Source organism: Starkeya sp. ORNL1 (assembly GCF_012971745.1).
In the GTDB taxonomy this organism is placed as follows: domain Bacteria; phylum Pseudomonadota; class Alphaproteobacteria; order Rhizobiales; family Xanthobacteraceae; genus Ancylobacter.
Window position 1 is genome coordinate 5,478,757 of record NZ_CP048834.1, and the last position, 13,897, is coordinate 5,492,653.

General features: G+C 62.0%; 14 protein-coding genes. 9 read left to right on the plus strand and 5 right to left on the minus strand.

Annotation, left to right across the window (positions count from 1 at the left end; genetic code table 11):
* Positions 1–5: 5 nt before the first annotated feature.
* The 3 genes from G3545_RS25800 to G3545_RS25810 all read right to left on the minus strand — a co-directional run bounded on the left by G3545_RS25800 (position 6) and on the right by G3545_RS25810 (position 3,517).
* On the minus strand, positions 6–1,070 hold the full coding sequence (locus G3545_RS25800; protein ID WP_170017046.1) for an alpha/beta hydrolase: 1,065 nt from the start codon (positions 1,068–1,070) through the stop codon (positions 6–8).
* 102 nt (positions 1,071–1,172) lie between these two features.
* A complete protein-coding gene (locus tag G3545_RS25805) occupies positions 1,173–1,973 on the minus strand; it encodes an SDR family oxidoreductase (protein ID WP_170017048.1) in 801 nt (266 codons plus the stop codon).
* Between the two features lie 266 nt (positions 1,974–2,239).
* On the minus strand, positions 2,240–3,517 hold the full coding sequence (locus G3545_RS25810; protein WP_170017050.1) for an epoxide hydrolase family protein: 1,278 nt from the start codon (positions 3,515–3,517) through the stop codon (positions 2,240–2,242).
* 324 nt (positions 3,518–3,841) lie between these two features.
* Between G3545_RS25810 and G3545_RS25815 the strand changes: the two genes are divergently transcribed.
* The 9 genes from G3545_RS25815 (at position 3,842) to G3545_RS25855 (ending at position 12,624) form a co-directional block, all read left to right on the plus strand.
* The gene (locus G3545_RS25815; RefSeq protein ID WP_170017052.1) at positions 3,842–4,672 is read left to right on the plus strand and encodes an enoyl-CoA hydratase/isomerase family protein; all 831 of its coding nucleotides are present in this window, start codon (positions 3,842–3,844) and stop codon (positions 4,670–4,672) included.
* A gap of 9 nt (positions 4,673–4,681) precedes the next feature.
* Positions 4,682–5,386 carry an SDR family oxidoreductase gene (locus G3545_RS25820; RefSeq protein WP_170017054.1) on the plus strand — a complete coding sequence of 235 codons (705 nt, stop codon included), beginning with the start codon at positions 4,682–4,684 and terminating at the stop codon, positions 5,384–5,386.
* A 17-nt stretch (positions 5,387–5,403) separates the two neighbouring features.
* Positions 5,404–7,200, plus strand: coding sequence for a succinate dehydrogenase flavoprotein subunit (gene sdhA / locus G3545_RS25825; protein WP_170017057.1), 1,797 nt, complete (start codon positions 5,404–5,406; stop codon positions 7,198–7,200).
* Positions 7,201–7,373: 173 nt separating this feature from the next.
* Positions 7,374–7,538: a hypothetical protein gene (locus G3545_RS25830; RefSeq protein ID WP_170017059.1), complete on the plus strand. Its 165-nt coding sequence runs from the start codon at positions 7,374–7,376 to the stop codon at positions 7,536–7,538.
* Between the two features lie 475 nt (positions 7,539–8,013).
* Positions 8,014–9,312 (plus strand): ABC transporter substrate-binding protein, encoded by a 1,299-nt coding sequence (locus G3545_RS25835; protein WP_246702567.1) that lies wholly within the window; start codon positions 8,014–8,016, stop codon positions 9,310–9,312.
* A 19-nt stretch (positions 9,313–9,331) separates the two neighbouring features.
* Entirely contained in the window at positions 9,332–10,237 is a 906-nt protein-coding gene (locus G3545_RS25840; RefSeq protein WP_170017063.1) for a branched-chain amino acid ABC transporter permease, read from the plus strand.
* On the plus strand, positions 10,237–11,175 hold the full coding sequence (locus tag G3545_RS25845; RefSeq protein WP_170017065.1) for a branched-chain amino acid ABC transporter permease: 939 nt from the start codon (positions 10,237–10,239) through the stop codon (positions 11,173–11,175). The genes G3545_RS25840 and G3545_RS25845 overlap by 1 nt, the downstream gene beginning before the upstream one ends.
* Positions 11,172–11,918, plus strand: coding sequence for an ABC transporter ATP-binding protein (locus G3545_RS25850; protein ID WP_170017067.1), 747 nt, complete (start codon positions 11,172–11,174; stop codon positions 11,916–11,918). Before G3545_RS25845 ends, G3545_RS25850 begins: the two co-directional genes overlap by 4 nt.
* A gap of 1 nt (position 11,919) precedes the next feature.
* Positions 11,920–12,624, plus strand: coding sequence for an ATP-binding cassette domain-containing protein (locus G3545_RS25855; RefSeq protein WP_170017069.1), 705 nt, complete (start codon positions 11,920–11,922; stop codon positions 12,622–12,624).
* Positions 12,625–12,822: 198 nt separating this feature from the next.
* On the opposite strand, the gene G3545_RS25860 is transcribed toward G3545_RS25855, so the two are convergent.
* Entirely contained in the window at positions 12,823–13,056 is a 234-nt protein-coding gene (locus G3545_RS25860; protein ID WP_170017071.1) for a 4-oxalocrotonate tautomerase family protein, read from the minus strand.
* Positions 13,057–13,126: 70 nt separating this feature from the next.
* On the minus strand, positions 13,127–13,837 hold the full coding sequence (locus tag G3545_RS25865; RefSeq protein WP_170017074.1) for a type 1 glutamine amidotransferase domain-containing protein: 711 nt from the start codon (positions 13,835–13,837) through the stop codon (positions 13,127–13,129).
* Positions 13,838–13,897: the final 60 nt, after the last annotated feature.

The window sequence follows — 13,897 nt, forward strand, 5'->3', positions numbered from 1 at the left end:
GCGTGTCAGAGTCGGTCGACGTCGATGATCGCTTTTGCAAATGCCTGAGGCGCTTCTTGCGGCAGATTATGGCCGACCCCGCCTCGGACGGTTCTATGCTCGTACTTGCCCGAGAATTTTCTGGCATAGGATTCGGGAGACGGGTGCGGCGCGCCATTCGCATCGCCTTCCAGCGTGATTGTGGGTGCGAAAATCTCCGGTGCTGCGGCAAGGCGCTTCTCGAACTCGTCATAGCGCGCTTCACCCTCCGCCAGGCCGAGGCGCCAACGGTAATTGTGGATGACGATGTCGACGTGATCGGGATTGTCGAAGGAGGCCGCGCTCCGAACGAAGGTGGGATCGTCGAACATCCATTGCGGCGAGGCCGTCTGCCAGATCAACTTCGCGAATTCACGGGTATTCTGCCTGTAGCCGGCCACGCCCCGCTCGGTCGCGAAGTAATATTGATACCACCAAGCCTGCTCGGCGGGCGGAGGTAACGGCCGGCGATTGGCTTCCTGGCTTCCGATCAGATAGCCGCTCACCGAAACCATCGCCTTGCAGCGGGATGGCCACAACGCAGCCACGATGTTCGCCGTCCGTGCTCCCCAGTCGCAGCCACCAATGATCGCCTGGCGGATATCCAACGCATCCATGAGGGCGATCACGTCGGCGGCGAGCGCCGACTGCTGTGCGTTGCGCATGGTGCCTGCTGACCGGAAGCACGTGGTGCCATAGCCACGCAGATAGGGCACGAGGACGCGAAAGCCAGCTGACGCGAGTATCGGCGCGACTTCAACATATGTGTGAATGTCATATGGCCAGCCATGAAGGAGAATGACCGTCTGGCCTGTTGGCGATCCCAGTTCGACATAGCCGATGTTCAGCGGTCCAGCATCGATCTGCCTTGCCGGATCGAAAGACTTTGGGGGCCCGCTGCTCGCGACCCTCCGTGGCAGATCGGTTACCTGGCACGCAGCCTTTGCCGGAACACTCCTGCCGAGCTCAATGACTCCGATGGCGGCTGCTGCCGTGCCAAGGAAAAGACGCCGGCGACGATCGACGGCTTCGCACTTATCAATCTCTGGCATGTCGATCTCCCGCTACGCTGCATGCTGCAGGGCGCTTCATGATATTGAGCAATTCCGATGTCGGACTGCCTGCGACGGTCGCCAGGCACCAGGTATCCTCGCTTAAGACGCCGCCGGAATGCCGTAGCGCGAAGCGGGAACGCTGAGGGAAATCCGCGGAATGAGCTTCCTGCGTGCTGCCTCGTACGCAGCCCAGTCCGCACTGTCGGGAAGCGACGGGATAGTCACCAGTTCCCCTTGATCGAGGCCCGACAGCGCCGCATCGACAAGCTCGTTCGGCTCCATCACCATCGCGCTCGGCAGAACATCCAGCGACCCTCCGGCCACATCCCAGAAGTTCGTCGCCGTTGCGCCCGGCAGCACAGCCTGGATACGCACATTGCTGTCGGCGAGTTCCTTGATCAGGGAGAGGCTAAAAGCGAGCACGAACGCTTTCGTCCCCCCATAGACTCCGTTGAGGAACTCCGGGGCGATGGCGGACCCGACATTGATGACAGTGCCGTGTCCGCGCGCCACGAATGCGGGGACGGCGGCATAGGTCAGCCGCGTCAACGCCGTGACATTCAGCTCGATCATCGTTTCCATGTCATCGACGTTTGCCTGTAGAAGAGGCGCAACAGCGCCGACACCCGCGTTGTTGACGAGCACGGTGATCTCTCCGTCGCTCTGGAGGAGTGTTTCGATCCGTCGCACATCATCGTGCTTCGTGAGATCGGCGGCGACCACCTGGATCGATCGACCCGTCGCGTCGGAAATCTCCCTGGCGACCCCATCGAGTTGGACCTGGCTGCGAGCCACCAGAATGAGATCGAATCCCCGACGGGCCAGTCGATCGGCATAAATCGCTCCGATCCCGGAGGAGGCGCCCGTCACCAAAGCGGTGCCCCTGGTGGAATTCGCCATGTTCATTCTCCCAACGTGATGCGCCCGGCTAGCGCGCGAGCGAGGGGGGGCGTGCACACGCGAACCATCGCGGTTGCCCGCCGCTTCACCCGTTCCAGGTGACCGGGCTTCGGGATGCGCCGCCTTCGCGGCCTCCCGTCGTATGGACCTTGGCCGTGTAAAGTAACTTGCTCTGCTCGTTCATGGCTTCCTCTGGGATGAGAGGGGTGTCGAGAAACGGCGAACCAATCGGCCGGCACGCCGCCGGCCGCTGCACGTTGGCGCGCTTACGCCCGCACGCCGCGGAAAGCGCCGCGTAACTCGGCGCTGAAAGCGGCAGGCTGCTCCCAGGCTGCAAAGTGCCCGCCCTTGGCCAGGCGGTTGAAATGGATCAGCTTCGGGAAGGCCTTCTCAGCCCAGCTCCGTGGCGCGGCATAAATCTCGTCAGGAAAGACGCTGACGGCGACCGGGATGGTGATGTGCTTGGGAGCGAAGAAGGCCAGCTTGTTCTCCCAGTAAAGCCGGGCAGACGAGACCGCCGTGCCGGTCAACCAGTACAGCGTGATGTTGTCGAGGATGTCATCGCGCGTCAGGCCCTCGGTCTCACCATTGAAGACCCTTACGATGAGCTCATAGCTGCGCGCGTCATGGTCGAGCATCCAGGCAGCGAGCCCGATCGGTGAATCTTCGAGCGCGTACAGGCTCTGCGGGCGGTTCGACATCTCCTGCGCGTAGCCAAGCCCGTGCTTGTAGAAGAAATCGAGCTGGTCGTAGGCATTCTTCTCATCCGCGGGCAAGCCGGCCGGCGCCGGGCCGCCGGCGGCCAGAGCCTTGGCGATATCGTCCGGGACGGTTGCCGGCATGTTGGTGTGAATTGCGAGAAGTTCCGGCGGCGCTTGAACCGCCATCTGCTCGGAGACTGCATCTCCCCAGTCGCCACCCTGGGCGACAAACTGAGTATAGCCCAGGCGCTTCATCAATACAGTCCAGGCACGAGCGACGCGCTGGGGATTCCAGCCGGTGGCGGTCGGCTTGGCCGAGAAGCCGTGGCCCGGCAGCGAGGGGATCACCACGTCGAACGCGTCCTCTGCCGTTCCGCCATAAGCGGTCGGATCGGTCAGGGGGCCGATGATCTTCATCTGCTCGATTACCGAACCGGGCCAGCCATGAGTGATGATCACCGGCAGTGCATTGCGATGCTTCGAGCGGACGTGGATAAAGTGAATATCCAGCCCATCGATCTCGACCAGGAACATCGGCATGGCGTTCAATCGCGCCTCGACCTTCCGCCAGTCATGATCTGCCTGCCAATACTGTGCAAGTTTGCGCATGGTGGCGAGTTGCACACCTTGTGAGGAGTCGCCGACCAGTTCTTGCGTCGGCCACTTCGTGGCGGCGATCCGCCGGCGAAGATCGGTGAGCGCGTCGTCGGAAAAGCGGACCTGGAAGGGACGAATCTCGTCGGCTGCGGCATTGAGCGGGGTGGGCATCATGGTAGCTACTCCGGCGGCAGCGGCGGCGATGAGCACGTCGCGCCGCGTAGGGGATGGCCTGGGTTCCAGCATGGCGGTTCTCCTCTGCAGCCACCCAAGCGGCTGGGTGAGCACGTTTCTTCGATGATCGTTGCCCATCAGCTGCGGCGTGGCGATTGCACTATGGTGTCCCCGATACCTTGATGTCGGGCGGCAATGCATTCCCCGGCTCCACCGGGGCCGAAAATCTCAAAGCTGATAAAAGATCGGGGCGCGAATATTACAACCGATTGAATATATTCGGCAAAATCCAATACCAAGGTATCGGCGATACCTTGGTGCCATGGAGCATATTGCTGAAGTCTGCAATCTAAGTCTTGCGGGCCTTTTCCAGCGGATTCTCCACAGGAGGCAGATGTGACCGACAAAAAGCAGATTCACCTTGAACGACGTTCGCCGGCGCTCTGGCACGTCATTTTCGATATTCCGCCCTTGAATATATTCGGGCCCGAGACCCTGCCGCAGCTGAACGCAATTGTAACTGCGCTGGAGACCGATCCCGATGTGAAGGTCGTCGTTTTCGACAGTGCGGTGGAGGGCTACTTCATCACCCACTACAATTTCCTGGCAAAGCCGGAAGAGACGCTCGGTCTGCCGCCAGGGCCTACCGGCTTGCCGCAGCTTCCCGACATGCTGGTACGTATCAGCCGTGCGCCGGTGGTTTCGATCGCCAAGATTCGCGGACGAGCGACCGGTGTCGGCAGCGAGCTTGCCCTTGCAAGCGATATGCGTTTCGCCAGCCGGGAAAAGGCGATCCTGTCGCAGTGGGAAGTGGGCGCGGGGCTGGTGCCGGGCGGTGGCCCGATGGCTCGACTGCCTCGGTTGATCGGTCGCGGCCGGGCACTCGAAGTGCTGCTTGGAGCAGACGACATCAATGGCGAACTCGCCGCAGATTACGGCTACGTGAACCGCTCATTTCCGGATGCGGAGCTTGATGCCTTTGTCGATGCGCTTGCAAACAGGATTGCGACCTTTGACAGGCAGGCCATCGCCGAGACAAAGCGCCTCGTCAACGTTGCGAGCCTGCCGACGGATTCAGAAATCGCACCCGAGTGGGACGCCTTCCTCGGCTCTCTCAGTCGCCCTGCAGCGCAGGCTCGAATCAAGAGGTTGATGGAGCGCGGCTTTCACAAGCCCGGCGACGTCGAAGCCAGGCTTGGTCACTACGTCGGTCAGATCGGAATCTGAGGTGCTGCCATGGACAGGAAGGTCGCCGTCATCACGGGAGCCTCGCAGGGAATGGGCGCCGCGCTGGTCGCCGCCTATCGCAATAGTGGCTACAGGGTCGTGGCGACGGCACGGTCGGTGAAGGCGACGGATGATCAGGACATCCTGGCCGTTCCCGGCGACATCGCCGACCGCAGGACGGCCGAGCGCGCCATTTCAGAGGGCATCGCACGTTTCGGACGCATCGACACGCTGGTCAATAACGCCGGAATTTTCATCGCCAAACCCTTCACCGATTACACCGAGGCGGATTACAACGCGGTTATCGCTGTCAATACATCCGGCTTCTTCCACATCACGCAGCTCGCAATTGCGGAAATGGAGAAGCGTAACAGCGGCCATGTGGTTCAGATCACCACGACGCTGGCTGAACAGGCGAATTCGAAGGTGCCCGCGGTCCTAGCGTCATTGACCAAGGGCGGGCTCAATTCCGCGACAAAAGCTCTGGCCATCGAATATGCCGGGCGTGGCATCCGTGTGAATGCCGTGGCGCCCGGGATCGTCAAGACGTCGATGCATCCGATCGAGACCCATGCGGCGCTCGATCGGATGCACCCGCTGGGACACATGGGCGAGATATCGGACGTCGTGCAGGCGGTGCTGTACCTTGAATCGGCCCCGTTCGTGACGGGAGAGATCCTCCACGTCGATGGTGGACAGAGCGCTGGCCACTGACGTTGACAGGCGCCGCAATGACCCAAGCCTACGAGATTGAAGAACATTTTCATGACGTAGTGATTGTCGGCGCCGGCGGCGCCGGCCTGCGTGCGGCTTTGGGGATGGCAGCTTCCGGGCTGAAGACCGCCTGCATAACCAAAGTCTTTCCCACTCGCAGCCACACCGTAGCCGCTCAAGGTGGCATGGCGGCGTCACTCGGCAACATGGGCGACGGCGACGACTGGCGCTACCACATGTACGACACGGTAAAGGGATCCGACTGGCTCGGCGACCAGGATGCCATCGAATTCATGTGCCGCGAGGCTGTCCCGGCCGTGCTCGAGCTTGAGCATTACGGCGTTCCCTTCTCCCGAACCGACGATGGAAATATCTACCAGAGGCCGTTCGGCGGCCAAACCATCGCTTATGGGAAAAGCATGGCGCAGCGAACCTGCGCCGCCGCAGATCGCACCGGTCACGCGATCCTCCACGCGCTCTATCAGCAATGCTTGCAGCATCGGACCGAGTTCTTCGTCGAATACATTGCCCTCGATCTCCTGATGGACGGTGAAGGGGCTTGCCGCGGTCTCATCGCCTGGAACCTGGAAGCAGGCACCTTGCATCGCTTCCACGCCCACCGCACCGTGCTCGCGACCGGCGGCTATGGCCGGGTCTATTCCTCATGCACCGCCGCCCATACCTGCACCGGTGACGGCAACGCCATGGCACTCCGCGCCGGCCTGCCGCTGGAGGATATGGAATTCACCCAATTCCATCCCACCGGCATCTATGGATCCGGATGCCTCATCACCGAGGGGGCTCGAGGTGAGGGGGGCTATCTCACCAACGCCGCGGGCGAGCGGTTCATGGAGCGCTATGCGCCCAGCGCGAAAGACCTTGCCGGCCGCGACGTCGTCTGCCGCGCCATGACGATCGAAATCAATGAAGGGCGAGGATGCGGCGAGCGGAAGGACCACATCGATCTTCACCTTGAGCACCTTGGCGCCGATCTGCTGCATCAGCGCCTGCCGGGAATCAGCGAGACCGCGAAGATCTTCGCCGGAATCGATGTGACGCGCGAGCCGATCCCGGTGCTGCCGACCGTCCACTACAATATGGGCGGGATACCCACCAATCTCCACGGCGAGGCGGTCACCACGCGCAATGACAACCCGGAAGCCGTCGTCTCCGGGCTCATGGCGATCGGCGAAGCCGCGTGCGTGTCCGTCCATGGCGCCAATCGCCTTGGCTCGAACTCGCTGCTCGACATCATTGTCTTTGGCCGTGCCGCGGCGAAGCGTGCGGCCTCAAGCATCCGGGCCGGCGAAAGACATGCACCGGTTCCAAAGGAAGCGACCGATCGGGCGATTTCCCGTTTTGATCGCATTCGCTGGTCCAATGGCGGCACCGGCGCCGGCGCAATCCGTCTGGCTATGCAGCAGGTGATGCAAAGGCACTGCGCTGTCTTCCGCGACGGTCCTCTGCTGGGCGAGGGCTCAATCCGGCTCGAGGAAATCGCCAGGGTGCTCCGTGACGACCTTCGCGTCACGGATCGTTCCATGATCTGCAATACGGACCTCGTCGAGGCGCTTGAGCTTGACAACATGGTGGCTCAATCGGTCGTCAGCCTTCGCTCGGCGATTGCTCGGACCGAAAGCCGAGGCTCGCATGCACGCGAAGATTTCCCCCAGCGCGACGATAAGAACTGGTTGAAGCACACTTACTCCTGGCTCGACCATCTAGGGCGTGTCTCGATCGACTACAGACCTGTCCATCTGCAGCCCTTATCGCACGAGATCACTTCGATCCCGCCCAAAGAGCGCGTCTACTGAGGAAGCGTGCACGCTCTATTCGCACTACATGCGCAATTCAGGTCGTGACTTCCACGATCTTGCATCTATCGATCAAGTTGTGGCGAGCGTGGCGGCCCCAAGCGAGGATTCGCCCTTGTCGTCGGAGGGCCAGCGCCACGCCTCCTGGCCGCCGCAGGGGCCAGAACCTCGACGTGGCCCGCGTCGACGAAAGCCGAATAAAGGCTGATGCTGAACTGGCCGGTCGGCCGGGCTTGGCCTTGAGCAGCCTCGGCGCGTTTCATGAAGGCGCGCATGCCTCGATCATCACATCGCGGCTCATGCCGACGCTGTTTGTCGCGCTGCTCATACAGCTCTGAGCATTTCTCAAATGAGCTGGTGGGCGGCCGATTTGGCCCTATCAAGGATTCCAAGTGTGTTTTGGCGCACTCGCATCGGCGTCAAATCTGCGGCAAGCTCACGGGCGATGGGGCCGACGGCGTCGTTCGGCCAGACTGATAGAGAGGGCGATTTACGTTCGCCCGTTTTCTGCGGACAAACGGTAGGCTTGCGCGCGAGTTGGAAATGCTACGTTGTAGCGAACCCGACGCGATGGCTCACTGGCAGTCGTTGCGCGCGGCGCCAATAAAAGACCGGCCGAATTACGCGAAGGCGGAAGCGTCCGCGCTGGGGCCGCCACTCTGGGAGTCGGGCATGTCCGATTAGGAGGCGCTACTGTCCAAGGAAACAGGAGCTCCTCCTTGCGAAGCACGATCGTTTGACAATCGCCTTCACCGTCGGGGCCCCGACGGTGACGCAGCTCGTCCGAGCAATATCCAGGTAGGGGATAGTATGATGCTCAGAAGGTCCCTTGGCGCGTTGTGCGCCGTCTGGCTGTGGATTTCGCCGACGCTCGCTGCAGACAAACCGAAGGAACTGGTGGTGGGAATCACCACCTTCCTGTCCGGGCCGGCCTCCGTGTTCGGCGTTCCCGGCAAGAACGCTGCGGATCTGTTGATAGCGAACCTTAATGCCAAGGGCGGCATTCTTGGCGTGCCACTGCGTGCGATCTTCATCGATGAGGGAGCCGGCGCCAATCAACTCATGTCGGAGTATCGCCGTGTCGTGCTGAACGAAAAGGCCGAAGTGATGCTGGCCTCCATCTCGAGCACGAGCTGCCTGGCGCTGGCGCCGGTCGCTGAGGATCTCGAAGTCCCGAACATTCTATGGGATTGCAGCTCACCGCGCATCTTCGAGGACAACAACTACAAATACAATGTACGCACGCAGGCGCACACCGGGGCCGAAATGCTCGCCGCGGCCCTGTACCTCGTCAAGAACAAGCCCGATTTCAAGACTGTTGCCGGCGTCAATCAGGACTATGCCGCCGGCCGCGACCAATGGGCGCTCTTCATTACCGCTCTGAAGTCAATGAAGCCCGATATTCAGGTCGTCGCCGAGCTTTTTCCAAAATTCGGCGCCCCTGACTATTCTACCGAGATCTCCCGCCTTCAGGCGCTGCGCCCTGATGTGATTGTCAATACCTCATGGGGAGGCGATCTAGACACTTTCGTCCAGCAGGCAGCGGCGCGGGGCGTCATGACACAGGCAACTTACGTGTTTCCCCTCGGCGAGAGTTCGCTTGAGCGTCTCGGCAATGCAATGCCGTCCGGTGTCATCATTGGCGCTCGTGGCGATCATTATTTCCGGCATCCCAAATATATGCAGGACGTCGACTTCCAGAATTTCGTGAAGAGTTACCGCGAGAAGACGCATGCCTATCCGATCTATCCGGTGTTCCACATGGCGCAGGCGATCTCGGCACTCACGGGCGCCTATGAGAAGGCCTCGAAGGCCAATGACGTCCCCTGGCCATCTAAGGAACAACTGATGGCGGCTTTCCGCGACCTCAAGTTCCGCGGCCTTACCAGTGAAATTTCAATCCGCGAGGATAATCAGGGTCTGGAGGACCAGCTGATAGGTACGACGCTGTGGTCGCCCGAATATGGCTTCGCGATCCTGGACCGGATGTCGATCTACCCCGCCAAGCTTGTCACCCCGCCGATGGGTCAAAGGTCGGCCGACTGGCTGGCGAAGATCAAGCCTGAGATGGCAAACGACCCGTCGATCGAAACCTTTGCGGCCCAAAGGTAGCAGAACAGGTCATCGCACGGTGTTTATTCAAACCGTCCTCCTGGCCGCGCTGGACGGACTTTCCTATGGCGCCCAAGTCTTTCTCGTCGCCGTAGGGTTGTCCTTGATCTTTGGCGTCCTGCGGATCGTCAATGTCGCCCATGGCAGCCTCTATGCCATCGGCGCCTATGTGACGGCGACGTTCGGCTTATTCATTGCCGCCGCCGGCTGGAGCCCGTGGCTGACCTTTCCGGCGATGGCTTTGTCGGCCTGCCTCGTCGGTATCATTGTCGGTGGCGCGCTCGAGGTCAGCCTTTTGCGGCGCATATACGGCCAGGAGCAGGTTCTCCAGCTGCTGTTGACCTTCGCCGTCTTCATGATCCTGGAGGATCTGCAGAAGGCCGTTTGGGGCGTCACGCCCTTTTTTGTCAACACGCCGCTCAGCCTGCTTGGCACGGCGAACATTCTCGGCATCAATTATTCGATTTACCAGCTGGTGGTGGTGCCGCTCGTCGCGGTGATCGTGCTCGTCAGCCTGCGCTATATCCTGCGGCACACCCGAATAGGCCGGATCGTGACGGCGGTGGCGGACGACCGCGAGACCTCGGCGGCGATGGGTGTCGACGCGACCAGGGTCTATCTTCTCACCTTCATGACCGGCGCCTCGCTTGCGGCCTTCGGCGGAGCTTTGGCCTCGGGAGCGACCTCGCTGGTGCCCGGGATGGGGGCGGGGATGATCATCCTTTCCTTCGCAGTCGCGGCGACAGCCGGTCTCGGCCGGATCGAAGGGGCAGCTGTGGCTGCGCTGATGATCGGGCTTGGCCGTTCGATCGCCGTCTACATAGCGCCCGAGTTCGACGCCGTGGTGCCGTATCTGATCATGTTTGTGGTTCTGCTCTTCAAGCCCAAAGGCCTGTTCAGCGTCCCGCAGACCAGGAAAGTGTGATGCGTCCTGAATTACTGATCGGGATGGTCGCTGCGGCAGCGTTGGCCATGGTTCCGGTGCTCGCGCCCTGGACGGCAGTGATGCTCACGATTGCGCTCGCCGTCGGCCTGACGGTGCTCGGCATCGTCGTGTTGCTGCGCGCCGGGCAGATCTCGTTCGGGCACGGCCTCTATTACGCGGCCGGGGCCTACACGGTCGCCTTTCTGGTCAACGCGCGGCTCTCGCTTGACGCCCTGATCCTGATCCCGGTAGGCGGCCTGGTTGCGACGCTAATCGCGGTCGCCTGCGGCTTCTTCGTCGTGCGCTATCGCGACATCTTCTTCGCGATGATCAATCTATCGATGTCGATGGTCGCCTTCTCGCTGCTCGAGAAGCTCTACCACATCACCGGCGGCGGCGACGGCATGAACGTGGCGCGCCCGACGCTCGCCGGCGTCCGCTTCGGCCGCATCGCCTTCGAGGCCTGGATGTTCCATCTGACGCTGGCGACCACGGCGCTCGCCGCTTTCCTGGTCTCGCGCTATCTCGCCTCGCCTCTGGGCAAGGCGCTCGAGGCCGTCAAGAATAACGAGACGCGGCTTGAATATCTTGGCGTCTCCAGCAACCGTGTCCTTCATATTGCCTATGCAATCTCGGCTGCGCTCGCCGGCGTGAGCGGGGCGATAATCGCCATCGTCAATGGCCATGTCTCACCTGAGTTCGCCTATTGGGTGCGCTCGGGCGAGTTCGTCTTCATTTCGATCCTCGGTGGCGCCGGCAATGTGCTGGGCGCGTTCGCGGGCTCGGTCGTCTTCGAAGTCATTCGCAACTATGCGGCCGCCTTCGCCGCCGACTACTGGCAGACGATCCTCGGTCTGTCGCTCATCGCCATCATCTTGTTCGCACCCGATGGGCTGAGCCAGCTGCGCTTCCGCAGGAAGAAGAGGGCGCCGCCATGACCCCGACACCAATTATGGAAGCGCGCAACCTGCGTATCAATTTCGGGGGCGTCGCTGCGGCCGATGACGCGTCGCTGTCGATCGCGAGCGGCCAGCGGATGGCGATCATCGGGCCGAACGGCGCCGGCAAGACCACCTTCGTCAACATCTGCACGGGCTATTTGACGCCGCAATCGGGCTCTGTGCTGTTCGAGGGGCGCGACATTACCGGGGTTGCGCCGCGCCGGATCGCGCGCGGAGGAATAGGCCGGTCCTTTCAGTTGCCGCAGCTCTTCCTTGAGAACACCGTGATCGAGAATCTGCTGGTGGCACTGGCGGCGCGGGAAGGCATCTGGAATGCCTGGATGCCGCTGGATCGCCACCCCAAGCGCGGCGAGATGTTCGAACTGCTGACGGTGATCGGGCTCGTCGACGTGGCACACCGGCCCGCGCGCGAATTGCCCGAAGGCATGCGCAAGCTGATCGACATCGCCATGGCGCTCGCCCTGAAGCCACGACTCATCTTCATGGACGAGCCAACCAGCGGTGTCTCCAGCAAGGAGAAGTTTGCGATCATGGACATCGTGGTGCGGGCACTCCAGCACAATGCGACGACGGCGGTCTTCGTCGAGCACGACATGGATGTGGTGTCGCGCTACGCCGACAAGGTCGCGGTCTGGTCGGGCGGGCGTATCAGCCTGGAGGGGACGCCAGACGAGGTCCTTAACGACCCCGACGTCCGCAAGAACGTGATCGGTGTCTGAGATGCTTCGGCTCGAACGGGTCTCAGCTGAGATCGACGGGGTCACTGTGGTTCGCGAGGCCAGCCTCGAGATTGCCAGGGGCGGCACTGTCGCCCTGATCGGCCGCAACGGTGCCGGCAAAACCAGCGTGCTGCGCTCGATCATGGGCTTCCTGAAGCTCAACTCCGGGCGGATCAGCTTCGACGGTCATGACCTGGTCGAGGTGCCGGCGCATCACCGCCCGTTTATGGGCATTGGCTATGCGCCGGAAGATCGCCGGCTCTACGGCTCGTTCACGCTCGAGGAGAATCTGCGCTTTCCGGGCGAGGTGATGCGGCTTTCAGCAGCGGAACTGTCGCGGCGGCTCGATTTGGTCTACGCGGTCCTGCCCGAATTGCAGGGCATGCGGAAGCGGCCGGCCGCCGGCCTGTCGGGCGGGCAGGGCAAGATGGTCGCGCTCGGTCGCGCGCTGGTCGCCGGCGCCCGGCTGGTCCTGCTGGACGAGCCCTTCCAGGGCCTGGCGCCGGTCCTCGCGCAGCAGTACGGCGCGGCGCTGCGAGCGCTGCGCGAGGCCGATCGCGACATCGCCCTGCTAATCACCGAGTCGAACCCCAGCCTGCTGCGCTCCTTCGCCGACGAGAACTACCTCATCGAGCGCGGCGAGGTTTCGCGTTACGGCGCGCTGCCCGATTCCTCGCTCGCCGCTTCTGGTCTGGCATCGCACTGATGGCGCCGTATATCCTTCTCGATCGCGCACGCTGCGCGGCCGCACACCGCGATCTGACCCGACTGCCTTTGTCAAATCAACGCGGTAGAGCATTTCCCGATCAGATGGAATCATCTGATCGAAGAGGAATTACCCCAGTCTATTGAATCTAGAGCACTCATCTGTCGTTCGGATGATTCCATCCGAACGGGAAGGGCTCTAGCGGCCGGCGGTGCGGCGCTCGCGGAATGTCCGCACCGGCAGGCCGCCCCAACCCCAATTCTCGATTTCAACCTCCTCGATGACGACGAAGGTCGAGTCGATGGGCTTGTGGAGCACGTCGAGCAGGAGCTGACTGACGCCCGCGATGAGATCGGCCTTCTCCTCCGCGGTGACGGCATCACGTTCGGGACTCGATCCTTCGCGGGTGACCTGGATGGTGACGATCGGCATGGTAGCCTCCGTTAGAGGGCGGCGGATCCGTCGCCGAGCTGAAGGCGAAATCCGTGACCAGCCTTGGCTATCACGCTGCGCTCGAGCCGCGGGCCGCGGGCTGCGTGTCGGATAGGAGCTTCAGCAGGGCCTGGGCCCCAGCGGTTGAAGAACTCGGATTCTGGCCCGTGATGAGACGCCCGTCGGTAATGACGAAGCTTTCCCAGTTCGGCGCCTTCTCGAAGAGCCCGCCGAGGCGCTTCAACTCATCCTCTACAAGAAACGGGACGACGTGGGTCAACTGGACTTCTTCTTCCTCGGTGTTGGTGAAGCCGGTGACGCGCTTGCCTTTCACGATAGGCTCGCCCCGATACATGGCCCGATGCAGCGCCGCCGGTGCATGGCAGACAGCCGCCACCGGCTTGCCCGAGTTGTAGAAGGATTCGATCAGCGCAATTGAGTCGGCGTCATCGGCAAGATCCCACATCGGCCCATGGCCCCCGGGATAGAAGACGGCATCGAAATCCGCCGACCGCATGCCTTTGAGCACCACGGTGCTTGCGAGTTCTTTCCGTGCCGCCGGGTCCGACTTGAACCGTGTCATGGCGGAGGTTTGATTTTCCGGGAGATCGCTCTTTGGATCGATCGGCGGCTGTCCGCCCTTGACTGAGGCAAGCGTCAATTCAATCCCGGCGTCTCGGAAAACATAGTAGGGCGCCGCGAACTCCTCGAGCCAAAAGCCGGTTTTGCGTCCAGTGTCGCCGAGCTTGTCGTGCGAGGTCAGCACCATCAGGACCTTCATCTCTCGTCTCCTTAAGGTCAGCCGGTTGAAATCGTCAGCATTAGGAGAAGGGAAGCCAGC

What these genes read in the sequence shown, in the direction of transcription:
- G3545_RS25800 (WP_170017046.1), bottom strand. Translation starts at nt 1,070, where the DNA reads ATGCCAGAGATTGATAAGTGCGAAGCCGTCGATCGTCGCCGGCGTCTT.
- G3545_RS25805 (WP_170017048.1), bottom strand. Translation starts at nt 1,973, where the DNA reads ATGGCGAATTCCACCAGGGGCACCGCTTTGGTGACGGGCGCCTCCTCC.
- G3545_RS25810 (WP_170017050.1), bottom strand. Translation starts at nt 3,517, where the DNA reads ATGCTGGAACCCAGGCCATCCCCTACGCGGCGCGACGTGCTCATCGCC.
- G3545_RS25820 (WP_170017054.1), top strand. Translation starts at nt 4,682, where the DNA reads ATGGACAGGAAGGTCGCCGTCATCACGGGAGCCTCGCAGGGAATGGGC.
- sdhA (WP_170017057.1), top strand. Translation starts at nt 5,404, where the DNA reads ATGACCCAAGCCTACGAGATTGAAGAACATTTTCATGACGTAGTGATT.
- G3545_RS25835 (WP_246702567.1), top strand. Translation starts at nt 8,014, where the DNA reads ATGCTCAGAAGGTCCCTTGGCGCGTTGTGCGCCGTCTGGCTGTGGATT.
- G3545_RS25845 (WP_170017065.1), top strand. Translation starts at nt 10,237, where the DNA reads ATGCGTCCTGAATTACTGATCGGGATGGTCGCTGCGGCAGCGTTGGCC.
- G3545_RS25850 (WP_170017067.1), top strand. Translation starts at nt 11,172, where the DNA reads ATGACCCCGACACCAATTATGGAAGCGCGCAACCTGCGTATCAATTTC.
- G3545_RS25855 (WP_170017069.1), top strand. Translation starts at nt 11,920, where the DNA reads ATGCTTCGGCTCGAACGGGTCTCAGCTGAGATCGACGGGGTCACTGTG.
- G3545_RS25860 (WP_170017071.1), bottom strand. Translation starts at nt 13,056, where the DNA reads ATGCCGATCGTCACCATCCAGGTCACCCGCGAAGGATCGAGTCCCGAA.
- G3545_RS25865 (WP_170017074.1), bottom strand. Translation starts at nt 13,837, where the DNA reads ATGAAGGTCCTGATGGTGCTGACCTCGCACGACAAGCTCGGCGACACT.